This is a genomic window from Flavitalea plasmicola (assembly GCF_030546645.1).
Classification (GTDB): Bacteria; Bacteroidota; Bacteroidia; order Chitinophagales; family Chitinophagaceae; genus Puia.
Window position 1 is genome coordinate 1,295,184 of the sequence record NZ_JAUOTO010000001.1, and the last position, 21,666, is coordinate 1,316,849.

The 21,666-nt window shown below is 49.0% G+C and carries 26 protein-coding genes; 15 read left to right on the forward strand and 11 right to left on the reverse strand.

Annotation, left to right across the window (positions count from 1 at the left end; genetic code table 11):
• Positions 1–119 precede the first annotated feature (119 nt).
• From flxY to Q4E93_RS05260, 9 genes are read left to right on the forward strand one after another with little or no spacing between them, the layout of a single operon-like run.
• Positions 120–1,415, forward strand: coding sequence for a flexirubin biosynthesis putative acyl-CoA ligase FlxY (gene flxY / locus Q4E93_RS05220; protein ID WP_303583144.1), 1,296 nt, complete (start codon positions 120–122; stop codon positions 1,413–1,415).
• Positions 1,416–1,433: 18 nt separating this feature from the next.
• Entirely contained in the window at positions 1,434–3,002 is a 1,569-nt protein-coding gene (flxA, locus tag Q4E93_RS05225) for a flexirubin biosynthesis tyrosine ammonia-lyase FlxA (RefSeq protein WP_303583146.1), read from the forward strand.
• A complete protein-coding gene (flxB, locus tag Q4E93_RS05230) occupies positions 2,995–3,723 on the forward strand; it encodes a flexirubin biosynthesis SDR family reductase FlxB (RefSeq protein ID WP_303583148.1) in 729 nt (242 codons plus the stop codon). The genes flxA and flxB overlap by 8 nt, the downstream gene beginning before the upstream one ends.
• Before the next feature lie 28 nt (positions 3,724–3,751).
• Positions 3,752–4,168, forward strand: coding sequence for a hotdog family protein (locus tag Q4E93_RS05235; protein ID WP_303583150.1), 417 nt, complete (start codon positions 3,752–3,754; stop codon positions 4,166–4,168).
• Positions 4,169–4,172: 4 nt separating this feature from the next.
• Positions 4,173–5,336, forward strand: a complete 1,164-nt coding sequence (locus Q4E93_RS05240; RefSeq protein WP_303583151.1) for a beta-ketoacyl-[acyl-carrier-protein] synthase family protein — start codon at positions 4,173–4,175, stop codon at positions 5,334–5,336.
• Positions 5,333–6,004: a hypothetical protein gene (locus Q4E93_RS05245; protein WP_303583152.1), complete on the forward strand. Its 672-nt coding sequence runs from the start codon at positions 5,333–5,335 to the stop codon at positions 6,002–6,004. The genes Q4E93_RS05240 and Q4E93_RS05245 overlap by 4 nt, the downstream gene beginning before the upstream one ends.
• Positions 5,985–7,265: a beta-ketoacyl-[acyl-carrier-protein] synthase family protein gene (locus Q4E93_RS05250; protein ID WP_303583153.1), complete on the forward strand. Its 1,281-nt coding sequence runs from the start codon at positions 5,985–5,987 to the stop codon at positions 7,263–7,265. The genes Q4E93_RS05245 and Q4E93_RS05250 overlap by 20 nt, the downstream gene beginning before the upstream one ends.
• A 1-nt stretch (position 7,266) precedes the next feature.
• Positions 7,267–8,136 carry a beta-ketoacyl synthase chain length factor gene (locus tag Q4E93_RS05255; protein ID WP_303583154.1) on the forward strand — a complete coding sequence of 290 codons (870 nt, stop codon included), beginning with the start codon at positions 7,267–7,269 and terminating at the stop codon, positions 8,134–8,136.
• Positions 8,130–8,501, forward strand: coding sequence for an ApeI family dehydratase (locus Q4E93_RS05260; RefSeq protein WP_303583155.1), 372 nt, complete (start codon positions 8,130–8,132; stop codon positions 8,499–8,501). The genes Q4E93_RS05255 and Q4E93_RS05260 overlap by 7 nt, the downstream gene beginning before the upstream one ends.
• On the opposite strand, the gene Q4E93_RS05265 is transcribed toward Q4E93_RS05260, so the two are convergent.
• Genes Q4E93_RS05265 through Q4E93_RS05310 form a run of 10 tightly spaced genes read right to left on the reverse strand, consistent with a single transcriptional unit; the run spans position 8,473 to position 16,899 of the window.
• Positions 8,473–9,450 carry a beta-ketoacyl-[acyl-carrier-protein] synthase family protein gene (locus Q4E93_RS05265; protein WP_303583157.1) on the reverse strand — a complete coding sequence of 326 codons (978 nt, stop codon included), beginning with the start codon at positions 9,448–9,450 and terminating at the stop codon, positions 8,473–8,475. The two genes, Q4E93_RS05260 and Q4E93_RS05265, sit on opposite strands and share 29 nt — an antisense overlap.
• A gap of 2 nt (positions 9,451–9,452) precedes the next feature.
• On the reverse strand, positions 9,453–10,640 hold the full coding sequence (locus Q4E93_RS05270) for a beta-ketoacyl-[acyl-carrier-protein] synthase family protein (RefSeq protein ID WP_303583159.1): 1,188 nt from the start codon (positions 10,638–10,640) through the stop codon (positions 9,453–9,455).
• 11 nt (positions 10,641–10,651) lie between these two features.
• Entirely contained in the window at positions 10,652–10,915 is a 264-nt protein-coding gene (locus tag Q4E93_RS05275; protein ID WP_303583161.1) for a phosphopantetheine-binding protein, read from the reverse strand.
• 15 nt (positions 10,916–10,930) lie between these two features.
• Positions 10,931–12,199 (reverse strand): ABC transporter permease, encoded by a 1,269-nt coding sequence (locus Q4E93_RS05280; RefSeq protein ID WP_303583162.1) that lies wholly within the window; start codon positions 12,197–12,199, stop codon positions 10,931–10,933.
• A 5-nt stretch (positions 12,200–12,204) separates the two neighbouring features.
• A complete protein-coding gene (locus Q4E93_RS05285) occupies positions 12,205–12,957 on the reverse strand; it encodes an ABC transporter ATP-binding protein (protein ID WP_303583164.1) in 753 nt (250 codons plus the stop codon).
• Positions 12,958–13,980, reverse strand: a complete 1,023-nt coding sequence (gene darH / locus Q4E93_RS05290) for a BtrH-related acyltransferase DarH (protein ID WP_303583165.1) — start codon at positions 13,978–13,980, stop codon at positions 12,958–12,960.
• Positions 13,967–14,371, reverse strand: coding sequence for a flexirubin biosynthesis protein DarG (gene DarG / locus Q4E93_RS05295; RefSeq protein ID WP_303583167.1), 405 nt, complete (start codon positions 14,369–14,371; stop codon positions 13,967–13,969). The genes darH and DarG overlap by 14 nt, the downstream gene beginning before the upstream one ends.
• Positions 14,372–14,382: 11 nt before the next feature.
• A complete protein-coding gene (gene darB / locus Q4E93_RS05300) occupies positions 14,383–15,531 on the reverse strand; it encodes a dialkylresorcinol biosynthesis protein DarB (RefSeq protein WP_303583169.1) in 1,149 nt (382 codons plus the stop codon).
• 15 nt (positions 15,532–15,546) lie between these two features.
• Positions 15,547–16,446, reverse strand: coding sequence for a hypothetical protein (locus Q4E93_RS05305; RefSeq protein ID WP_303583170.1), 900 nt, complete (start codon positions 16,444–16,446; stop codon positions 15,547–15,549).
• 12 nt (positions 16,447–16,458) lie between these two features.
• Complete coding sequence (locus Q4E93_RS05310) at positions 16,459–16,899, reverse strand: hypothetical protein (protein WP_303583171.1); 441 nt, start codon at positions 16,897–16,899, stop codon at positions 16,459–16,461.
• Between the two features lie 143 nt (positions 16,900–17,042).
• Between Q4E93_RS05310 and Q4E93_RS05315 the strand changes: the two genes are divergently transcribed.
• The 5 genes from Q4E93_RS05315 to Q4E93_RS05335 are packed head-to-tail and all read left to right on the forward strand — an operon-like array spanning position 17,043 to position 20,505.
• Positions 17,043–17,831 carry an SDR family oxidoreductase gene (locus Q4E93_RS05315; RefSeq protein WP_303583172.1) on the forward strand — a complete coding sequence of 263 codons (789 nt, stop codon included), beginning with the start codon at positions 17,043–17,045 and terminating at the stop codon, positions 17,829–17,831.
• Positions 17,832–17,871: 40 nt separating this feature from the next.
• Positions 17,872–18,336, forward strand: coding sequence for a 3-hydroxyacyl-ACP dehydratase FabZ family protein (locus Q4E93_RS05320; RefSeq protein WP_303583174.1), 465 nt, complete (start codon positions 17,872–17,874; stop codon positions 18,334–18,336).
• Between the two features lie 2 nt (positions 18,337–18,338).
• Positions 18,339–19,607: a beta-ketoacyl-[acyl-carrier-protein] synthase family protein gene (locus tag Q4E93_RS05325; RefSeq protein WP_303583176.1), complete on the forward strand. Its 1,269-nt coding sequence runs from the start codon at positions 18,339–18,341 to the stop codon at positions 19,605–19,607.
• 2 nt (positions 19,608–19,609) lie between these two features.
• Positions 19,610–19,867 carry an acyl carrier protein gene (locus Q4E93_RS05330; protein ID WP_303583178.1) on the forward strand — a complete coding sequence of 86 codons (258 nt, stop codon included), beginning with the start codon at positions 19,610–19,612 and terminating at the stop codon, positions 19,865–19,867.
• Positions 19,864–20,505 carry a 4'-phosphopantetheinyl transferase family protein gene (locus Q4E93_RS05335; RefSeq protein ID WP_303583180.1) on the forward strand — a complete coding sequence of 214 codons (642 nt, stop codon included), beginning with the start codon at positions 19,864–19,866 and terminating at the stop codon, positions 20,503–20,505. The genes Q4E93_RS05330 and Q4E93_RS05335 overlap by 4 nt, the downstream gene beginning before the upstream one ends.
• A 436-nt stretch (positions 20,506–20,941) precedes the next feature.
• Here the strand turns inward: Q4E93_RS05335 and Q4E93_RS05340 are convergent, their stop codons facing one another.
• Positions 20,942–21,139, reverse strand: a complete 198-nt coding sequence (locus Q4E93_RS05340; RefSeq protein ID WP_303583182.1) for a hypothetical protein — start codon at positions 21,137–21,139, stop codon at positions 20,942–20,944.
• 14 nt (positions 21,140–21,153) lie between these two features.
• On the opposite strand from Q4E93_RS05340, the gene Q4E93_RS05345 reads away from it, so the two are divergent.
• Positions 21,154–21,660: a cupin domain-containing protein gene (locus Q4E93_RS05345; RefSeq protein WP_303583184.1), complete on the forward strand. Its 507-nt coding sequence runs from the start codon at positions 21,154–21,156 to the stop codon at positions 21,658–21,660.
• The last annotated feature ends 6 nt before the right edge of the window (positions 21,661–21,666 follow it).

Below are 21,666 nucleotides of genomic sequence, written 5' to 3' on the forward strand. Positions count from 1 at the left end.
GCAACTAGCTGAAATACAATATCTTATATTACCTTTGTCATACGACTCGAATGTATTGTATTTTAGCGGCCTGAAATTCAATTTAAAACAAAAACAAAAGTCAGTATAGAGAAATAACCATGAGCATTCAGGATATCGCATACCGGCCTGCCGGCGAACTCAGAGCCATGCAGGAGGAAAAGCTGCAGGCATTGCTGAGTTTTCTAAACCAATATTCCCCTTTTTATCGCCGTGTTTTCAAGAACATAGACATCCAAATGGTCCGGAAACTGGAGGACCTGGCTGCCATTCCTGTTACGACCAAGGAGGATCTGCAAAAATTCAACTGGGATTTTCTCTGTGTGGACAAAAACAGGATCGCAGAGTATACGTCTACTTCCGGTACGCTGGGCGACCCGGTCACCATTGCCCTGACCGAAAACGATCTGGACCGGCTGGCATATAATGAATTTATGTCCTTTTCCACGGCCGGCGGGTCTCCCGAAGATATCTATCAGCTGATGCTGACCCTGGACAGACAGTTCATGGCCGGCATCGCCTATTATTCAGGAGCACGTAAAATGGGCGCAGGTGTCATCCGCCTTGGCCCCGGTGCCCCCTCTCTGCAGTGGGAGACTATTCAGCGCCTGCAGCCTACAACCATCGTAGCCGTTCCCTCTTTTATCTGCAAGCTGATCGACTATGCCCAGGAAAAAGGCATTGATTTCAACCAATCGAGCGTTAAAAAGGCGATCTGCATCGGAGAAGGCATCCGCAATCCTGATTTTTCCTTTAATGTACTGGGTAAAAAGATCAAAGAATCCTGGAATATCCACTTATTCTCTACTTATGCTTCTACAGAAATGCAGACCGCTTTCACCGAATGCCGGGAAGGAAAAGGCGGCCATCTCCGGCCTGAATTATTAATTGTCGAATTATTGGACGACCTGGACCAACCCGTTCCTCCGGGTACTCCGGGAGAAGTGACCATTACCACGCTCGCAGTAGAAGGAATGCCGCTGTTGCGCTACAAAACCGGGGATATATGCACTTTTGATGACCGTCCCTGCGCCTGTGGAAGGCACAGCCTGCGCCTGTCTCCCTTATTGGGGCGCAAAAAGCAGATGATCAAATTCAAGGGTACGACCCTTTATCCTTCCGTGCTGTTCGATCTGCTCAACGGCATGAGTGAGATCCGGGACTATATAGTGGAAGTTTCTACCAATAAATTGGGACTGGATGAAGTCTTATTATATTTGCTTCCTGTTGCCCTGACGGAAGATACCGATCATAAGGTCAGGGCCTGGCTGCAGGCAAGATTGAGGGTCACGCCATTCATTAAATACGTGGGCCACGAAGAGCTGCAGCGAATGCAGGTATCAGAAACAAACAGGAAACCGATTAAATTTATCGATAAAAGGGGTGATGCCCTGTAGGCTCTAATCACTTTGCCCATGGTTGCAATTGGACAAAACGCGCTTTCCCTGGAAGACTTCTCGGATGTCTTACTCAACAAAGGCTTCGTTAATCTGCGAAAAGAGGACCTGGAAAAGGTCGACGCCAACTTTCGTTTTCTGAAGGAATTCTCTTCCGACAAGCTGATCTATGGTTTGAACACGGGCTTTGGCCCAATGGCCCAGTATAAGGTCAGTGAAGAAAATCTTATCCGGCTTCAATACAATCTCATCCGCAGCCATAGTTCCGGCAGCGGTCAGCTGTTACCCGTACATTTGATCAAAGCCACTATGATCGCCAGGCTGAACAGTCTCATGCGGGCTTACTCTGGCGTACATACAGATACCGTGGAAATGCTGAGAGATATGATCAATAAGGACGTATATCCCTGCATCTATCAGCATGGCGGAGTGGGGGCCAGCGGGGACCTGGTACAGCTGGCGCACCTTGGATTGGCAATGATCGGTGAAGGAGAGGTTGTTTACGAGGGCGCCATCCATCCCGCTATGGATATTTTTAACAGGCTACAGATCAAGCCTCTCTCCATTTCTGGCAGGGAAGGACTGGCTATTCTGAACGGAACCTCCGCTATGACCGGCATCGGCATGGTGAACATCATGCAGGCATGGCAGCTGTTGGAGTGGTCCGTCCTTTTGTCCTCCATGGTCAATGAGGTAGTAGAGGCTTATGACGACCATTATTCGTATGAATTGAATATTGTAAAACTTCACCGGGGCCAGAATGTCATTGCCCGCCTGATGCGGGATATCCTGAAAGAGAGCGGGATGGTCCGGCGGCGGTCGGATCATTTATACGATCCCGGAAATATTGAACAGGAAGTATTCGAAGATAAGGTGCAGGAATATTATTCCCTGCGCTGTGTAACCCAGGTGCTGGGTCCGATATATGATACGATCCGCCAGGCCGAAAAAACCGTTACTGATGAGCTGAACTCAGTCAATGATAATCCTGTCATCGACCACATCAACCATAATATTTTTCATGGCGGCAACTTCCACGGCGATTATGTCTCCCTGGAGATGGACAAGCTGAAGATCGCCATCACAAAATTGTCGATGCTGGCCGAAAGACAGCTCAATTATTTGTTGAACGACAAATTGAACCAAAAATTTCCCCCATTCCTGAACCTGGGGGTGCTGGGATTTAATTTTGGCATGCAGGGAATGCAATTCACCGCCACCTCCACCGTCGCGGAGAATCAAACCCTGTCTTTCCCCATGTATGTCCATAGTATTCCCAATAACAACGACAACCAGGACATCGTCAGTATGGGCAGCAACAGCGCCCTGATGACGGAAAGGGTCATCGACAATTCGTTTACCGTACTGAGCATCCAGCTGATGAGTGTGCTACAGGCAGTCGATTACCTGAAATGTACCGATAAACTTTCTTCTGTCACCCTGGGGGTATACCGCCGGATAAGGGCTATTTTCCCTTCCTTTGTAGAAGATGCACCGAAGTATGCCGATCTAAGGACCGTAAGGGATTATTTACGAAATTGCGAAACAATCATTCCTATTCGGGAAAAGAGTGAGTACCATGACTAAATATGCACTGGTTACAGGCGGTTCGAGGGGAATTGGAAGGGCTGTTTGTCAGAAAATGGCGGCCATGGGCTACCATGTGCTGGTCAATTTTAAAGCCAATGAAGCCGAAGCCCTGAAGACCGTCGCCTTGATAAAACAGGGGAATGGCAGGGCTGAGCTGCTGCCTTTTGACATTTCCGATAAACAGCAGATACAACAGGTGCTGGGCGGATGGATCGACGCCAATCCGGATAAACAGATAGATGTTCTGGTCAACAATGCCGGTGTCCGGGAAGACGCACTGATGGTGTGGATGCAGGACGAACAATGGGACAAGGTCATCCGCACCAACCTGGACAGTTTTTTTCATGTTACCCGGCTCGTGCTAAACGGAATGATAGGACAGAAATATGGCCGCATCATCAACATCGTTTCTCTTTCAGGGCTGAAAGGCCTGCCGGGACAGACCAATTATTCGGCGGCTAAAGCAGGCCTTATTGGCGCCACCAAAGCGCTTGCCCTGGAAGTGGCGCGGCAGAATATCACCGTCAACGCAGTGGCGCCCGGGTTCATAAAAACAGATATGCTGGAAGGCATAGAAGAAAAAGAAGTGCAGAAACTGGTGCCAGCCAGACGTTGGGGAACACCGGAAGAAGTGGCCCACACGGTTGGTTTCCTGGCTTCACCCGAAGCAGCCTATATAACGGCGCAGGTTCTGTCGGTCAATGGAGGCTTGTATTAAAACCGGGCCTGTATTAAATGATCGATCCATGGTCGAAAATATTTTTAATTTAATACCGCATCGTCCGCCGTTCGTCATGATCGGCAAGCTGCTGTTTGCCGATGGACTATCCACCCGAACCAGCTACCGGGTAAGCCCGGATAACCTTTTTGTGGCAAATGGAATATGGAATGAGGCCGGACTCCTGGAAAATATAGCCCAGACAGTGGCCGCCGGCGCAGGGTACATAGCAAAAGAAAGGAACGAAGCCGTCCAGGTGGGATTTATCGGAGCCGTCAAAAATTTTATGGTCATGGCGCTGCCCCGCGTAGGGGACGAACTGATCACCGAAACCACCATCACCGGTGCGGTGTTCAATATGGTCCTGGTAACAGGTGATATCCGGCATAACAATACATTGATCGCCAGTTGTGAAATGAATATCTTTATCGGACCGCAATCTTAACTCAATGACTGACGTATTTGTCGTTTCAGATAATATTCTTTCTCCGCTTGGATGGACAACCGCTGAAAACTTTACCCGGTTGAAGGAAGCCGTCCCGGGTATCCGGTTGCACGGTGAGGCCACATTTTCCACCGGGCCGTTTTACGCAGCATTGTTCAATCAAGAGCTGGATCAGTATCTGAGCCGGCTACTGCCCGATGCGGGAGATCTGACAAGGTTTGAACAGCTCCTCGTTGCGTCCATCCGGCAGGCCCTGGCAGGAAGCGGGGTCGCGGCGTCCGATCCGGAAACTATCCTGATCATCTCTTCTACAAAGGGCAACATCCCTTTGCTTGAAGCCCCGGAGCCAATTCCGGACCTAAAAAACAGGATATCGCTATTTAGTTCGGCCCAACGGGTAGCCAGCTACCTCCATTTCGCCCACCGGCCTTTGGTCGTTTCCAATGCCTGTATCTCAGGGCTGCTGGGCATTATCACCGGCAGCCGCCTAATCCAATCGGGACGATACAAAAATGCCGTCGTCGCGGGGGCCGATCTGATCTCAAAATTTGTCTTGTCCGGGTTCCAGTCCTTTCAGGCAGTTAGCCCTGAGCCCTGCCGCCCTTTCGACAAAGACAGGACAGGCATCACGCTCGGCGAAGCCTCCGCCACCATGATCCTCACCTGCAAAAAGGATCATCTTTCCCATCCCATAATAAAAGTACTGGGCGGCCGGACAGGTAATGACGCTAACCATATTTCCGGACCTTCCCGATCGGGCAATGAATTGAGCTATATCATCCAAAAAGTCCTGCGGGACGCCTCGGTCAGCGCACAGGACATTGACTTTATCTCAGCGCATGGTACAGCTACACTGTACAACGATGAAATGGAAGCCAAAGCTATTTCCCTGGCGGGTATGGATGCTGTTCCCGTCAACAGCCTGAAAGGATATTACGGCCACACCCTGGGAGCAGCCGGCCTGGTTGAATCGATCATCACCATCGCATCGATGAAAGAAGACCTGGTTCTTCCGACCATGGGCTTCAGGGAACATGGCGTGACAAAACCTATCCATGTCAACCGGTCTTTGCTGCACACACCGTTGGAATACTGCCTTAAAACCGCCTCCGGTTTCGGTGGTTGCAACGCAGCCGTATTATATAGCAAAACCCAACAAAGACCTTGAGTGCCTTAAATCATATTATTTCCTCCTGCACCGTCGGCCATAATACCGTCTGTAAGGATGGCGCCCGCCTGTTTACACCTAGCCCGGGGCATCCCGACGAGATCTCCTCCCAATCTCTCAACGACTTTCTAATGTCGATTTACCGGTCTTTACAGCTGGACTATCCTAAGTTCTATAAGATGGATCAACTGAGCAAACTAGGCTGGCTCGCTTCAGAGTTAGTGCTAAGGGATTTCAGACTCCCCGAAGAATGGCAGCCCGAAGACATCGGTATCGTACTTACTAATGCCAATTCAAGCCTGGATACCGACATAAAATATCTCGATACGGTGAAGGATATTCCCAGCCCAGCCGTGTTCGTATATACATTGCCAAATATTATGATCGGAGAGATCAGTATACGGAATAAATTTAAAGGAGAGAACGCTTTTTTTATCTTCGACCGGTTTGATGCAGCCTTCCTGGAACAATATGTTGGCCAGTTGCTGGATACAGGGTTGCTAAAAGCTTGTATTTGCGGCTGGGTCGATGTGCTCGGAGAAGAGTATCGGGCTGCCGTATTCCTGGTGACACACGATCACCCCGGTGACACGGCTTCTCCCACTTTATTTACAAAAGAGAACCTGGACAAAATTTTTATGGAGGAAAATGGCAATGTCAGCAAATAACAAATCGGTCTATATCGCCAATAAGCCTATCTACATCGCCGGCCTGGGGCTTATCTCCGCCATCGGCAACGATGTAGCCAAAAACCTTCATGCGCTGGAGAATGGGCAAGCCGGCATGCAGGCCCTGCAACACCTCGATACAGTGCATCGTTCGGCCTTCCCGGTGGCAGAGGTAAAAGCCAGTAACGAAGAGCTCGCCACATTGACAGGTCTCACCGACGACGATGGAAGGCCACCGGTGAATATCAGCCGTACCGCCTTGCTGAGCCTTGTCGCTGCAAAAGAAGCATTGGAGTCTTCGGGTTTGCAAATCCGGGGCGGGACCTCACGGAGCCAGCGACGCCAACTCCGTCTTGGCCTGGTATCAGCCAATACGGTGGGGGGTATGGACAAAACTGAACATTTCTTCCGGCATTTTTTAAATGACCCCCAAAAGGGCCGGCTTAGCGAGGTGATACATCACGAGTGCGGAAGCATTACCGAATGGGTAGCCGATCAGCTGGGCATCCATGAATATATCACGACCATCAATACGGCCTGCTCCTCTTCGGCCAATGCCCTGGCTTTTGCGGCCAGGCTGATCCGGCACGGGTACCTGGATGCGGTAGTCGCCGGTGGTACAGATTCGCTGACCAAGTTTACCCTCAACGGATTCAATACCCTGATGATCCTCGACAGGGAATATTGTACCCCCTTTGATGAAGACCGTAAAGGACTCAACCTTGGAGAAGGAGCGGGCTATGTAGTGCTGGTGTCCGAACAGATAGCAGCCACCCTGCAGTCGACGCCCTTTTGCAGGCTGTCCGGATACTGTAACAGAAATGATGCCTACCACCAGACAGCCTCCTCCCCCGATGGAAGAGGTTCTTACCTGGCCATGTTGGGCGCCCTTGAAAGCAGTGGGTTACAGCCCTCCGATATCGACTATATCAACTTGCACGGCACCGGCACGACAAACAACGATCTGGCCGAGGGTCTGGCCATCCAACGATTGTTTGACCCGAAATATCCTCCCCTCAGCTCTACAAAATCTTTCACCGGCCATACGCTCGGCGCCAGCGGCGGAATAGAAGCTGTTTTTTCGGCCCTCTCCGTTCAAAAAGATATCATCTATCCAAATCTTCGTTTTCAAACCCCCATGAAAGAGCTGTCCTTTACTCCCGAAACAAGCCTGGTAAAAGACAAGCCGGTAAAGCACGTCTTATCGAATTCATTTGGGTTTGGCGGCAATTGTTCTTCATTAATCTTTTCAAAACCTTAAGATGAAGATATATATCCGCAGTATAGGTAATATTTCACCTGATCCGACAATGCCGCCCACCGGCAACCGGTTGACGGCCGCCGAACCCGATTATACCGCCTTCATCGACCCGAAGTCCATTCGCAGGATGAGCCGGATCGTCAAAATGGGTGTAGCCGCCGCTTATCAATGCCTCCGGGCCGCCAACCTGTCGCAACCCGATGCCATCGTTACAGGAACAGCTTATGGTTGCCTGGAAGATACCGGCATTTTTCTGAGCCAGCTGATCCGGCAGCAGGAGGATATGCTTTCTCCCACCTCCTTCATCCAGTCGACACATAATACCGTAGGCGCGCAGATCGCCCTGATGCTTCAATGCACCGGCTATAATAACACTTTTGTTCATCGTGGCTTCTCTTTTGAAAGCGCCCTGCTCGACGGTATGATGTTACTGCGGGAAGGTGCCGCACAAAGCGTACTGGTGGGGGGCTTGGATGAGATAACAGCGGACAGTCACACCATCCTGGAAAGGTTTGGTTTATACAAACACGGTGCCATCGCTGGCGAAGGCGCGACATTCTTTCTTTTAACCAGCGAACCTTCCGGGAAAGACTACGCAGTACTCGATGATCTCGCCACGTTTTACAAACCTGCGACAACGACCGATATGGCAGCGAACATCCGCAGTTTTTTGTCCGGCCACTCGCTGAAAATGGAAGACATAGACCTTGTCCTTGCCGGCGCCGCATTCAAACATCTCTGCGGCGAGTATCCCACGGCATCCGCCTTTGCATTGGCGATGGCAGCCGGAATGACCGGCCCCAAAAGAATACTCATTCACAACAGCTACCTGGATATCCACCACTCCCTGATGCTCGTTACAAAATGCTAAAAGATAGTTTCTATACCATACTCGAAATGACCAGCGAAGCGTCTTCGCTGAAGGCCAGCCTTCAACTGCACGAAGACCATCAAATCTACCAGGGACATTTTCCCGGTCAGCCTGTAGTTCCCGGCGTTTGTCTGATGGAGATGGTAAAGGAATTAACCGCGCTCGCGATGAAAAAAACGCTGGAGCTCCAAAAAGCGGATAACATAAAATTCCTGCAGCCGATCGATCCGCATGACACGCCGATCCTGCAGGCAGAAATAAGCTATCGCTTCCCCGATGTCGGTGTCATCAGGGTCTCGGGCATATTTTTGAAAGATACTACCCCTTGTTTCAAATTCAGCGGGATATTCCGGTCAGTAGAATAAAACTATGCTGACGACCTTTATAGGTATTATAGATCAGGTAGTTTTGAATGAGATCATTTTTTTCCTGTGATAATCGGTGATAGGTAAGCCATAGCGCAAAAGAGGTAGCCGTGGGATATTCCCCGCAGTAACGCTTGAAATGGAGTAGGGGCGCCTTGCTGTTTATCATCTCCTCACAGGCTTCATAATAATGGCGCAGCCGCGCATCTCCGTTCTCCCCGGTGATCAGCACAGTGATGTCCTCCCCCAAAGGCAGGTGGGTGCTTAGGAAATTTTTCAGCCGTCCACTGACCACCTCAACATCACTACTATGCAGCGTCGCCACCGCCCTCACACCCACGATTGCATCTTGTGGATGCCCCGACACCAGGAATGCGGCCGCTCCTTCCCCTGCAATCGTTCCGGGGGGATACCATCCTTCCATGTCATCCAGCGCGAAGTTCGAAGCCGATAGCTCATCCACGCCGGTGAGCAAATAATAAGCGGCCTCATCTTCTGCTGACAGCAACATCGCATCCTGCAGCGCCATTTCAAACGCCAGCCCCCGGTGCACGTGCGTCATATTATAGCCCCTGTTCCTGTCCATCTGGCTTAGCTGGGAAGCTATGACATTGGACGTGCTTTGTGAAAAACTTCCCGGCGTGAGCATCTCTTCGCCATATTCGTTGATCTGCTCCAGGAATTTGTAACTGTCTTCCGTGCCGCCATTCCCCGTCCCGACTATAAACCCGGAGACTGGCCGGGGCGCCAACCGGAGGACAGGTACGCTGGCGCCAGTGCCCATCCGTACCGCTTTCCCCATTCTCCGTAAAAGATTCCGGGGAATTCCTTCATAGGAAGGCTCCCTCACCACCAGCTTATTCCCTACGGGTGGATGAACCCGGGTGGCATCAAAAGAATGAAAAGTATCTTGCGGAGAGATGCAAACGGCCTGATGGATATACAACATACTCAGGATTTAGAGAAGATTAAAGACACGCAATTCCCTCCAAATCCAAAGGAATTGGACATAACATGACGAAGGGGACACCGGCGGTAGCTTGTCACTGGATGAAGGTCCAGACCGGGAATGCCTTGGCTAAAATGCAGGCTTGGATATATTTCCTGGTGCGCCAGGCTCAACAGGCTGTATACCGCTTCCACGGCAGCCGCCGCACCAAGCGTATGACCAGTATTCGATTTTGTGGAGATAAAGGGCGGAGGCTCGCCGAAGACCCGGATCATTGCCTTGCTTTCCGACTCATCGTTATTTTCAGTCGCTGTACCATGCGCATTGATGAAATCTACCTCACTGGCGTTTAAACCCGCAGCGTTCAAAGCTCCCTGCATGGCCAGATGGGGCCCTTCACCATCGGCCGACAGCGAGGTCGGATGGAAGGCGTCACTTGAATTGAAATAGCCTTTTACTTCGGCATATACTTTTTTATGGGTAGGGATCTCTTCTTCTCCTTCCAGGACCAGGAACGCAGCTCCTTCTCCTAAATTTAGTCCCTGCCGGTGCCTGTCGAAAGGCCTGCAGATCTCCGGGGATAGTATATGCAGGGCCTTGAAGCCGCTGATGGTAAACTTCGACAGGCTATCGGCTCCTCCTACGATGGCCCGTTTCGCCAACCCGCTCCGGATAAGCCTTGTTCCGTACCCGATGGCATTGGCGGCAGAAGAGCATGCGGTATTAATAGTATCGACGATCCCTTCCATCCGGTGAGACTCCTGCAGGAACATGAATACGGAAGAACAGTCGTAGGAGGAAAGAAATGGCGAATCCGTATACCGTTGCGAGACGTCCCTGTATAATTCATCCGCCTGGGACATCCCTCCGACGGTGGTTCCCCCGATAAGGGCTGTTCTGTCACTGTTGAGTTCTTCGGCCGTAAGCCCGGCATCCTGCACTGCCTCGCGAAATGCATGAAGAGCGAGTAATGTCGTCCGGGTGACAGCAGGATCATGCACCTGTAATTTTTTCCGTAAAAGCTCATTGTCCAGGGATACTGCTGCAAGAGGAACATGAATAGATCCCGCAACGGGATCAGCAGTCGTCGTTATTCCGCAGACGCCATTTTTAAGCGCGGAATGGTTTTCTGTCACCGTATTGCCGATAGCGCTAATGACTCCCATACCGGTAATAAAAACCCTTTTCACTCGCCAAAAATTTACTTTGTTCTGTGCTGTTCGATATAATCGGCCATGGTTTCGATGTCCACCAAAACCTTGCGGCCTTCCTTGGGGTCTTTAATAGTAATTCCATATGACCGGTTGAGCAATACGATCAACTCAAGGGAATCTATAGAATCCAGACCCAGTCCCTCTCCGAAAAATGGCTCGTCATCGGCAATGTCCGCAGGGGTCAGCGATGTCAGGTTCAGGAACTGGATGACTTGTTCTTTTAGTTGTTGTTTTAATTCGGTCTTGTCCATTATTTGAAGTTCAGGTCAGATTAAGTTTTTTCTTTTAAGAATCGCGACAATTGTCAATTGTATAACGACGGTAATAACGAATAAAGGTAACACATTTATCAAAATGTCTTTCAGTTTTCCCCCTTCGAGAAAGAGCCCATAATAGGATTGCAGGGCCCAATGAAGGGGAGAGAGCTGCATGGCCGTCTGGAAAGTGCCTGGCATAATAAATGATGGGATCATCAATCCACCTATGATGGAAAGGATGACAACCGACACGGCGCCGAAGCCATTTGCCTGTTCCTGTGTCCGGGCGACAGTCCCTACCAGGATAGCATAACTTACTGCACACCAGCCACAGAGCAGGGTCACCAGGACCAGGCCCGCTCCATCACGGGGAAGGCTCAAAGCGGGTAGACCTATATAAGGGAATAACCATACCCCCATTGCAAAGAGAATAAAGGCCTGTAGAAAAGTAACCCCGAGGTAGGTAATTTGCTTGGACAATAAAGCAATCATATAATTTGTCGGCAAGGTCTTCAGCCGGATGAAACTTCCATTTAATTTCTCCCGGACTACGCCGCTTCCCAGCGACATGACCACGAAGAACATCGCGAAGATCGTCCATGCCGGTACATTATGTTGTGTGGCGTTCAGCGGGATGACAGGCCCCCCCCTGGTAACAGGGACCTCCTGGAGGTTCATTCGGCTGCTGAGCATCTGCGAAGCCAGCGAATCAGGCAAGGGCTTCTCATTGATACTGAAGTATATGGTCCTTATTATTTGCCTGCTTTCCACCATTTGTATGGCGCCGTTCAATGCGCCGGCTATGGATAGCTTTAAGGAGGACTCTATGCCCGGGTTGTACAGCAGTTCCGGTGCATGTCCCTCGTTCGTGACCGGCTTACCCGAATCACCTTCCAGTCCGAAAGAATGCAAAGCCTTACCCGCCTTTTCTTTTGCGGCGGCGGCTACCTGCCTGGAAAAGTCAGCGGGAATAACTACGGTCAGTAGTCCGTCTTTTTTCCGCATTTGGCGCAGGATGTCCTCCCGGCTGTTGTTTGCGCCGATATATTCCAGCCGGAATAGCCCTATCTGATCGATGGCCCGGATCAACTCCTGGCTGAACCGGCCTGTATCCTTATTATTCACAAAAAGAAGGAGCTTATTTTTGGAAAAAGGTTGAAATGCGTTGTTCTGAATGCTGGTGACGATCAGCACGAGCAGAATAGGCATGCCAAACATCAGCGCAAGGCCGATCCTGTCTCTCAGTAGGATGCGCAGATCTTTTTTTATCGTGGCCAACAATTTCATTTCGTCGGGTGGGGGAAACCAGTTCCGGTCAAGTTTAAAAATAATGCCTCCAGGTCCTGCTGCCCATATTTGGCCAATAATACCCCGGTGTCGTCACAGGCGATGATCTTTCCTTTGTCCATCAACGCTATCCGCTGGCATAATTCTTCCGCTTCATCCAGCTGGTGCGATGTGTAGACAAGCGTAGTCCCCTTGCTGTTCAATTCGATAAGATAACGGATAAGATCATGCCTGGTGTTTACGTCCACACCTACAGTTGGCTCATCGAGGAACAAAATGCGTGGCTGATGGATCACTCCGATGGCCAGGTTTACCTTTCGTTTCATACCCCCGGAAAATTGGCCGACTGCCTTATTCCTCACTTCCCAAAGGTTCATTACCTCCAATAATTCCTTTGCCCTTCGCCGGGTCTCCCGGGAAGAAAGACCGGACCACGCTCCAAAAAATTCGAGGTTTTCAACGGGCGTCAGCTCCTCGTAAAAGGAATAGTCCTGCGGAACAAGTCCGAACAGGCTGTTCAGGGATTTGTTCTTCCTTTTTACCCGGTGGCCAAATAATTCAATACTTCCCCGTTCATAGGACAGGATCCCCGTCATCAGGTGCATGAGACTGGTCTTGCCTGCACCATTGGGGCCGAACAGGCCAAAGCGTATTCCGTCCGCTATTTCAAGCCCCAGACCGGCAAACAACGCGGGTTGGGATGGATAAGAGAAGCCAAGATTGGTGATCGAGACCGCCGGCTGACCCATTTAATGCCATTTGATTTTAGACAATGCTGTAAACGCCTTTTTTTCCATTTCCGAAATTTCCAGTAAATAGTCCCCCATCGCATCGAAATCATGTTGGCTGCCCAGCCTGCCTTTATAGATCCCAGCGGCCTGTATAGCCGCATCCCGCCAACAATCACCCGCCCGGGTGAATTGCCCCGAAATAGCCAGCAACTCTTCGATACGGTGAAAATCATAGGCCTCTTGTAAGAATGCAGCATAAATATAGCGGAAGCCTCCGCCGCCCGTACCGATCTCTTCCTGCATCCGGACCAGCTGCGCGAGATACAGGCCGGCCTTGGTGAGCCCCAGTCTGTCCCGCCATTTTTTGATCTTCCGGCCAGTAAAAGCGATGCCCTTTACGCCTGCTATCGGACCAGGAATATGCAGCATATTGAATACATTTTTCCTGATGCCAGACCGGATGGCCTGCTTTATTTTCTCGTCATCGATGGTCTGGCCCTGCAAACTGGGATAATACAGCTGCCCGCGGGGTGCAAGGGCGCCTTTGGCAAATCTCACCCTTTCCAGCTCGTATTCAGACAAAGACGCCACCGTCTCCATAATAGGATCACTTACCAGGTAATGATCTTTTTCCTTCTTATAGACGATCAGGTTGTGGGCATTGAAATGGAAACGGTACTCCCGGGGAAAATAAGGGAGATAATATACGCCGACCTGACAACCCACCGCCAGATCTTCGGAAAGGCACTGATCCAGGAACAGTCGGGCCGCCTCCTTTGAGCTGAATTTTTTCCGGGTTACCGGGATACCTAAAGACTGGCAGGTTTGCTTGAAAATAATACCCGGAAATGACCGGAAGGCAATAGCAGGGCCACCGTTGATCTTTAGAAATGGGACGTAAACGAAGAACAGGCCAGCCCCAATGCCAAAGGCCAGTGGTTCTGTCATTTTATCGATCCCTGCATTCCTCAGCAAACTGTTTGTAACCCCGCTTTCACAATGTGCTGCCTGAATATGTTTGAAGGGGCTATGCATGTACATTCATACTTTTTAGCTCCTCTACGGTGCTGTTGAAAACTTCCGCGTACTTCTGGAGGACCTTATCGGATAACCTGCTGAAAACCCCCGGTTTTAAATGACCCCGGACCCGCCACTTCCAAAATCCGGTATAATCAGCAAGGATAGCGATATCCATAACATTTTTTTCCATCAGGTAAAGCAGGGGGCTCACTTCTCCTTTCGCCATTCTTTCCTGCGCTTCCTTTACCCGCTTCTCCACGTTCTCCCAGGTGACGTCCAACGCTCCGATCTTGACATCCCAACCCCGGCTTGGCTGTGTGGTATATTTTCCCGCCTCATCCGTTGCATAACAGATCTCGGTGGTTATTTTACCGAGTGAGCTTAGGTCTTGTGGAACGTCTTCCTTTTTCATAATAGATTTTGTTAAACCACCGTTAGCATCGCATACATATAAGAGAAACGAGCGCTTTCCGGGACCAATATCAGCATCTTCTCTCCTTTTTTCAGCCGGCCGCTATGAAACAATTCATGTACCATAAAATATGCCGAAGCTGCACCCACATTGCCCAGGCGGGTCAGATTGACAAACCACCGTTCATACGGCACATGACTTCCCAATACTGCCATAACTTCAAAAATCTTGCTCTTAAAGAATTCGCTGGACATATGGGGCAGGAAATAGGTGATGTCATCCACGCCGAACCCTCTGCGGTCTGCAATCTCTTTTATTTTCCTTCCTCCCAGCGGGACGATGTTATTGCTCAATACCGAAATATCCTGCTTAATGCTCAACAGCGATTTGTGCATGATCTCTTCCGGAGTGAAATCCAGGTAACTTTTCAGCGTACCATCGGGCTGCTTTTCACAGGCCATATACATACAGGTTTCCATCTCGTTGGCATAGGAAACGCCTTCGATCCAGTCGACACGCAAGCTAAGCCCACCCGCATTCGGAGTATTGCTCACGGTAAAGGCAGAGGCGCCATCGGACAGCATCCAGCGAAGGAATTCTTTGTCAAAGCTGATGAACGGATTCTCATTCAGCGCTTTTAGCTTTTGGGCCTCTTCTTCAAAGACATTGGCTACCAGTGAGGCTGAAAACCGCTCGGATCCGGTGGCTACCGCCTTTCTTACATCACCGGCCTTTACGGCCAGGTAGGCGTATTTTAAGGCATGCATCCCCGCACAACATACTCCGGAAGGAGACACGACCTCAATAGGGCCCACTTCTGGCAGCCAGCCGTGAACCATCACCCCATGCGAGGGCATCATCTGGTCGGGGGAGGATGTTCCACAGGATAGAAGCTCTATCTCCCTTAATTTTTCCGGATCGTTATTGTACAGGTCCCGCACGGCCATTGCGGTCATCTGGGCATTCGTATGGGTAGGCTTTCCTCCCTTCGTCAGGGCATAATAGCGGGTCTGTATGCCATTGTTGCGTAAAACGATCTTTTTCGATTTCGATGGCTTATCATTTATATACCCAAGGTATTCTTCCATGTCGTCGTTAGCGACCGGCTCGTTCGGAAGAAAAAGGGATGTGTTCGTTATGTAGACCTCTTGTACGGACATAATAGTTATAGCTTATTAATTCAAACGCAAAAGGGATTCTTTTTTTGCCTTTATATGTTTTGACAGGAATAGTTTGAAAAATACCCGATCGATCACATAAACGATGGGTGCAAACAGGAACAATGCAAGTAATAGATAATATTTGAATGCAACAAGCCACACCTGCCTTTTTTTCCGGGAACAAATCCACTTCGCCCAGAGTTGGAACATAACGGCTGCTTTTGATTCCATAAACATCAGGTGGTATTTCAACGCGACTCCTTTTTGTGCAAGGAGAGCCGCCTGCATCCCGTCCCATTGGGCGGATTCCATGTGCCGGACTACGGTGGCTCCCAGCGCCTTGGCGTTGGCAATATCCGGATCGGACACCCCTGGCCTGGGAAATATGCCCAGCCAGCGATCTTTCTTTCCACCCAGCATCCAGTGAAAAATAGTGAAAATGCTCACCAGGTTCAAATGCCGGTCTATCATCGCGATCGTGCCTACATGGTGCGCGCCCGTCTCGCTTAATAATTTTTTTACCTTCCCAAAGGCATTCACCCACATATTCCTGGCGCCAGTGACGGTGATCACCGGCGTATGCTTCAGAATAGCTCTTATCTCCGGGTGGTGCATGAGCGAGTTGAACGGTATGCTCGGTGAAAGGAACCAGGCCTGATAGGCTAAAATAATAAGATCATACCGGGTTTCTTTCAAAGTGAACGGAGCCAGTTCCGCCGTCTTACCCAGGACGCAGTCAGGCATTACTTCGAAAAACCCTTTGGAGGTCCAGGGAAAAGGATAGTCATTTTGCAGCCGGATCTGCAATCTTTCCACCGTATAGCCGGTCTCTTCAAAAGGAAGACAAAGATTACCAACAATATCCCGCAACTGACCAGACTGTGAATAATAAATGGCTAGCACTTTTTTCCCCATGTGTAGGTAAAGTTAAAATTCAAAATCGGCCGCATGTAATACGGCGGAGGTTTTACTATAGTCCCTGACTACCCGTTGCACTACCCCCGGTAATTCCTTATAATGTTGCCGGACATATTCACTGTCTTCTTTCAGTTGATCATGATATTTGGTGATCTTAGGAGCATGTTCCTGAATGATCAGTCGCAGAAATCGGTATTCTGTATTTTGGCTATCGAGATGGATAACGGTCTCCAGGTCGATCCGACCTTTTTTAAATTGATCCAGCTTATCTTTAGCCTTATGGAGAAGACCAGCCTTTTTCATCAATAAAGCACCCCTGAACGCTTCTTTTCCGGGCGACCGCAGCCCCTCCAGGTCAGATAACTCCCTGTCAGCCTCGGCTAATCCTCCGTTTTTTAATACCTTATAATAAGTGGCCCGATCAAAATCTTGATGGGTGATGACGGTCAAGGGGAAGGAATTCCCAATTCTTACTATTATCGTTAGAAAAAGGAATAGAAATAACCTTATTTTCATAATCCAGTGCACTAAATACAAAGATAAACTACTTTTGCGATTCAAATATATTAGATAATTACCTGAAAAACATCAAGTTGGAAGTCTATATCAAACAATTTGCCGAATCATGGGCGATCATTTTGGGAGGGTCCAGCGGGTTTGGCCTTGCCGCAGCCAGAAAACTGGCGGCGCATGGCATGAATATCGCTTTGCTCTACAGGGAAATGGCATCGGCAGAAAAGGCTGTGAAACAGGAATTGGATCACTTGGAAAGAGAATTTGATACCACCATTCTTCCCTTTAATCTGAATGCCCTGAATGAGGAAGGACAGCAGGCGTTTATCCAGGAATTCCACCGGATGGTTGGTACGCGCAAGTGTGTTCGTCTGCTCCTGCATTCTATAGCCAGAGGCAATCTCAGGTCACTGGAGGAGCTTTCCGCCCAGGACATCCACGATACGACGCATGCCATGGGTACCAGTATGCTGGGTTGGGCAAAATTGCTGTTAAAGGAAGACCTCTTCCAGCCTGATGCCAGGATCATCGGCCTCACCAGTGAAGGGGCCCATAAGTACTGGGAAGGGTATGCGGCTGTTTCGGTTGCCAAAGCTTCCCTGGAGAGCCTGTCTTCCTATATGGCCGTTGATCTGGCCCCTTATGGTATCAGAACCAATATAATACAGGCAGGCGTTACCAACACACCTTCCCTGAAAAAAATACCGGGAAGCGAGGAGCTGCTTAACCATACGGTAAAGCGCAATCCATTTGGTCGAACGACCAGTCCGGCAGACGTCGCCAATGTCATTTACCTTCTGTGCACGGATGAGGCATCCTGGGTAAACGGCGCCCTTATCCATGTTGACGGTGGAGAGCATTGCCGATAAATCGCCTGGCTCCCAATGAATCTTCCCAATGAATATTGACATGTACCAGCATATTTTAGATAAATTACCCTATAAATCTTCCTTTCGCTTTGTCGATGCGATTCTTTCATTAGACGAAACAGGAGTAACAGGAGAATATACCCTGCGCAAGGATGCCTTTTTTTATGAAGATCATTTCGTTGGGAATCCAGTGACACCAGGAGTTATCGTTACGGAAATAATGGCCCAGATCGGGGTAGTGGCTTTAGGTATTTATTATATACTAAATTCGCCGGAATATGCCGAAGTGAGAGGGGGAAATCTCTTTCCTCTCCTGACCTCGACAGAAGTATCTTTTTACAAAATGGTATTTCCGGGGCAGAAGCTGACGGTAATTTCGAAGCAGCAGTATTTTCGTTTTGGCAAGCTGAAATGTTATATTGAAGCGCTCGATGAACATAAGGAATTGGTTGCCAGAGGTATGTTTGCAGGAGTAATTAAAAAAACCGACAAAAAGGACAATTAATAATGAGTCGCCGTGTTGTTATTACAGGTATGGGCGTGGTCTCCCCGAATGGAGTAGGCATCCCGGATTTTCTACACGCTATGCAACATGGCATTTCGGGTTTAAGATTTGTACCCCGCTATGAAGAGTTGAATTTCAACTGCCATGTGGCAGGTATGCCGGATTTCAACTGGGAGCAGCTGCGGGATTATCTTCCGGAGGTCACGTTTTACGGCCTGAAGGGCAGCACGATAGGATATGCCATCAAAGCTGCCGCAGATGCCTGGCTGGATGCGGGTTATTCCCTCGGAGGAGAAGAAACGCACTGGGATACCGGCTGTGTCTTCGGAAATAGCGTGGCGGATACGGAGGCGATGAAAAGAGTCATTTCCTTTGTGGATTCCAAACAGGCCCGTAAATTGGGCTCCCGGGTGATCGAGCAGTCGATGAACAGCGGAGCTACGGCTTATGTTTCAGGGCTTTTAGGGCTGGGTGGCCGGATAATCACCAATTCTGCTGCCTGTGCGACGGGGTCCCAGGCCGTTCTGCTTGGATATGAATATATCAAGCATGGCTTGGAAAAAAGAATGGTTGTCGGAAGCAATGAATATATCGATCCTTATATATTTGGAGCTTTTGATTCGATGCGCATCCTTTCCAGGAAATTCAATCGAACCCCCGAACAGTCCTCCCGGCCGATGAGCGCTTCGGCCAATGGTTTTGTCCCGGGTTCAGGAGCGGCGGCCCTCGTGTTGGAAGACCTGGAGTCAGCGCTCTCTCGAAAGGCAACCATTTATGCGGAGATCCTGGGCGGGGTCACCAACTCGGGAGGGCAAAGAGGCGGCGGTTCCATGACAGCGCCCAATCCGCAAGGCATTGTCAGGTGTATTCGCGGGGCAATGGACGATGCAGGGGTGCAAGGATCAGACGTCGACCTGATCGCGGGCCATCTGACGGCTACGGTGGCCGATAAACTGGAGATTGGCTGCTGGGCCACCGCCCTGGATAGGAAAAAGGGGGCGTTTCCCCTCGTCAACTCGCTAAAGTCAATGATCGGCCATTGTCTCAGTGCGGCAGGTTCCATTGAGATCGTGGCGGCTGTTTTGCAGATATGGCATCAATTTGTCCACCCGAACATCAATCTGGAGGACCCTCATCCGGAGATCGTCGATATGATCGGAGCGGAATCCATGCCTGTAAAACGTATCGATAAGGAGATAAATATTGTAGCTAAAGCAAACTTTGGCTTTGGAGATGTGAATAGCTGTTTAATTTTTGCAAAACACAAATAAAAATGGATAGACAAGAAATTTTGGCTGAACTGAAAAAAGTATTAACTCCTTACACGGCTAACAAAGAAGCGCTCAATTCTCTGAATGAACAAACAGACCTTATAAAAGATCTAAAGATCAATTCGGCCAATCTGGTGGATATTTTTATCGACGCGGAATCAAAATACGACATCGAGATCGATATGGATTCTGCGGAAAAGATCCACGACGTCGGCAGTTGCATCGACGTTATTCTTGAAAAGATGAAACAACGCAATTGATAAGCAATGTAGATGATATAAGTATCGGGAACGATATAGTTGCAATGGACGCCATTGATGCGGGCCGTACAATGCTGCCCGTATTTTATTCGAGGATCCTTTCACCGGACGAGCTCGAGCTGTATTCCAAAAAAGACTTTCCTGCCCTTCCTTTTGAACAGTTTGTCTGGTTATTGTGGTCGATCAAAGAATCAGTGTATAAATGTGTAAAAAGGCAGAACGCCCATCTTAACTTTTCTCCCCAAAAGATAATTGTAAAACAACTGAAACAATCAGCGGACCCATCGGCCTCTTATCACAGCTTTGTCCGTTTCAATTCTACGCTCATTTACGCCCGGTCCCGCGTGTCGGATAAATGCATATACACCCTGGCCACGAATGATCCGGCGAGGTTCGACAATATTTGCTGGGATGTCCAACAGATCGAACAGACCGATCATATACATCAATCGAAAAGCGTAAGATCGTTTGTCATAGAGCGTCTTCAGCATTACTTTCCCGGGGACAACCTCCTGATCGAAAAGGCCGAGGCGGGATACCCCATTCTGGTAAGAAATTCCACAGTAACCAATCTGCCTATTTCCTTTTCTCATCATCATAACCTCATTTTCTATTCTTTTCTCCTTATAAACGCTTAATTCATTTCCTCTTAAATTTATGCATGTAATCGTATTGTTAGTACTACCATATGATTAAATTCAAACTACTTAATCCAAAAACATTTAAACAAAATAATTCCACTAACGGATATGCCTTTTTCGCGTGCAATCTTAATAAGCGTGGGTATAAAGGTTATCTGACTGTTCATTGCGGGAAAGGCCAATTACCTGGTGACCGGAATTAATTAATCCTAAAGTTTAGTTGCGATTATTTCATCAGGCGAATTTTCTTTTACGCCGGCGTTGTTGATCAGTACATTCAATTGTTTATGGCTTTGCAAAAATTTATCTGCAAACTCCTTGACATCGTTAAGATCGCTCTAATCAAGTTTCGAGATTTCCAGCGTGCCCTTTCCGTTAAGCGCTTAAAGTTTCTTTAATCCGAAGGCAAGCAATGCAATAACCATGCGGGATGTTAAAAGAATCCATTATCTTTAAAATCAATCTTTAACTGTCCTTCTAAAATCGGTGGCATTAATAATTGGCTTGCTTTAAAAAAGCGGGCAATTGATGAGGCTCCCTGTATTGAACGCCATACCAGTCCGATTGGACTATTTAATAGTCCAATCGGAATATTTTTTTCAATCGAAAACCACCGATCTTCGTCTTGCATCTAAAAATACAAGTATGGAAAACCCAAAAAAGAGTCCTATAACCATAGGGGCAAAGGGAGGCAAAATCTTCTCTGTTGTCGGGGATACTTACCGTATCCTGGTCGGTGGCGCTGAAACCAATGGCGCATTTGCGGCAATAGATATGCTGATACCGCCCAACGGCGGTCCAGGTCCTCATGAACATGCACAAATCGAGGAATCATTTTACGTTATCGAGGGCGAAATTGAAGTCAAATCAGAGTTTGGCGAATACATTGCCACGAAAGGTTCATTTGTGAATATCCCAAAAGGCGGTGTTGTTCATGGTTTTAAAAATAAAACCGATAAAATAGCCCATCTCCTTTGTGTTGTTGTCCCGTCAGGCCTGGATACTTTTTTTGAAGAAATTGGCAAGCCGGTTGGTTATGGGGAGTTTCTTCCCCCTCCGCCGATGGATCCTGAATCGGCAAAACAATTGATGGCTATAGCTGAAAAACACGGACAAAAAGTGTTTCCCCCGGACTACCTCGATAAAGTTTAAACTATC

What these genes read in the sequence shown, in the direction of transcription:
- flxY (WP_303583144.1), top strand. Translation starts at nt 120, where the DNA reads ATGAGCATTCAGGATATCGCATACCGGCCTGCCGGCGAACTCAGAGCC.
- flxA (WP_303583146.1), top strand. Translation starts at nt 1,434, where the DNA reads ATGGTTGCAATTGGACAAAACGCGCTTTCCCTGGAAGACTTCTCGGAT.
- flxB (WP_303583148.1), top strand. Translation starts at nt 2,995, where the DNA reads ATGACTAAATATGCACTGGTTACAGGCGGTTCGAGGGGAATTGGAAGG.
- Q4E93_RS05235 (WP_303583150.1), top strand. Translation starts at nt 3,752, where the DNA reads ATGGTCGAAAATATTTTTAATTTAATACCGCATCGTCCGCCGTTCGTC.
- Q4E93_RS05240 (WP_303583151.1), top strand. Translation starts at nt 4,173, where the DNA reads ATGACTGACGTATTTGTCGTTTCAGATAATATTCTTTCTCCGCTTGGA.
- Q4E93_RS05250 (WP_303583153.1), top strand. Translation starts at nt 5,985, where the DNA reads ATGGCAATGTCAGCAAATAACAAATCGGTCTATATCGCCAATAAGCCT.
- Q4E93_RS05255 (WP_303583154.1), top strand. Translation starts at nt 7,267, where the DNA reads ATGAAGATATATATCCGCAGTATAGGTAATATTTCACCTGATCCGACA.
- Q4E93_RS05260 (WP_303583155.1), top strand. Translation starts at nt 8,130, where the DNA reads ATGCTAAAAGATAGTTTCTATACCATACTCGAAATGACCAGCGAAGCG.
- Q4E93_RS05265 (WP_303583157.1), bottom strand. Translation starts at nt 9,450, where the DNA reads ATGTTGTATATCCATCAGGCCGTTTGCATCTCTCCGCAAGATACTTTT.
- Q4E93_RS05275 (WP_303583161.1), bottom strand. Translation starts at nt 10,915, where the DNA reads ATGGACAAGACCGAATTAAAACAACAACTAAAAGAACAAGTCATCCAG.
- Q4E93_RS05285 (WP_303583164.1), bottom strand. Translation starts at nt 12,957, where the DNA reads ATGGGTCAGCCGGCGGTCTCGATCACCAATCTTGGCTTCTCTTATCCA.
- darH (WP_303583165.1), bottom strand. Translation starts at nt 13,980, where the DNA reads ATGTACATGCATAGCCCCTTCAAACATATTCAGGCAGCACATTGTGAA.
- DarG (WP_303583167.1), bottom strand. Translation starts at nt 14,371, where the DNA reads ATGAAAAAGGAAGACGTTCCACAAGACCTAAGCTCACTCGGTAAAATA.
- darB (WP_303583169.1), bottom strand. Translation starts at nt 15,531, where the DNA reads ATGTCCGTACAAGAGGTCTACATAACGAACACATCCCTTTTTCTTCCG.
- Q4E93_RS05305 (WP_303583170.1), bottom strand. Translation starts at nt 16,446, where the DNA reads ATGGGGAAAAAAGTGCTAGCCATTTATTATTCACAGTCTGGTCAGTTG.
- Q4E93_RS05320 (WP_303583174.1), top strand. Translation starts at nt 17,872, where the DNA reads ATGTACCAGCATATTTTAGATAAATTACCCTATAAATCTTCCTTTCGC.
- Q4E93_RS05325 (WP_303583176.1), top strand. Translation starts at nt 18,339, where the DNA reads ATGAGTCGCCGTGTTGTTATTACAGGTATGGGCGTGGTCTCCCCGAAT.
- Q4E93_RS05330 (WP_303583178.1), top strand. Translation starts at nt 19,610, where the DNA reads ATGGATAGACAAGAAATTTTGGCTGAACTGAAAAAAGTATTAACTCCT.
- Q4E93_RS05340 (WP_303583182.1), bottom strand. Translation starts at nt 21,139, where the DNA reads ATGCAAGACGAAGATCGGTGGTTTTCGATTGAAAAAAATATTCCGATT.
- Q4E93_RS05345 (WP_303583184.1), top strand. Translation starts at nt 21,154, where the DNA reads ATGGAAAACCCAAAAAAGAGTCCTATAACCATAGGGGCAAAGGGAGGC.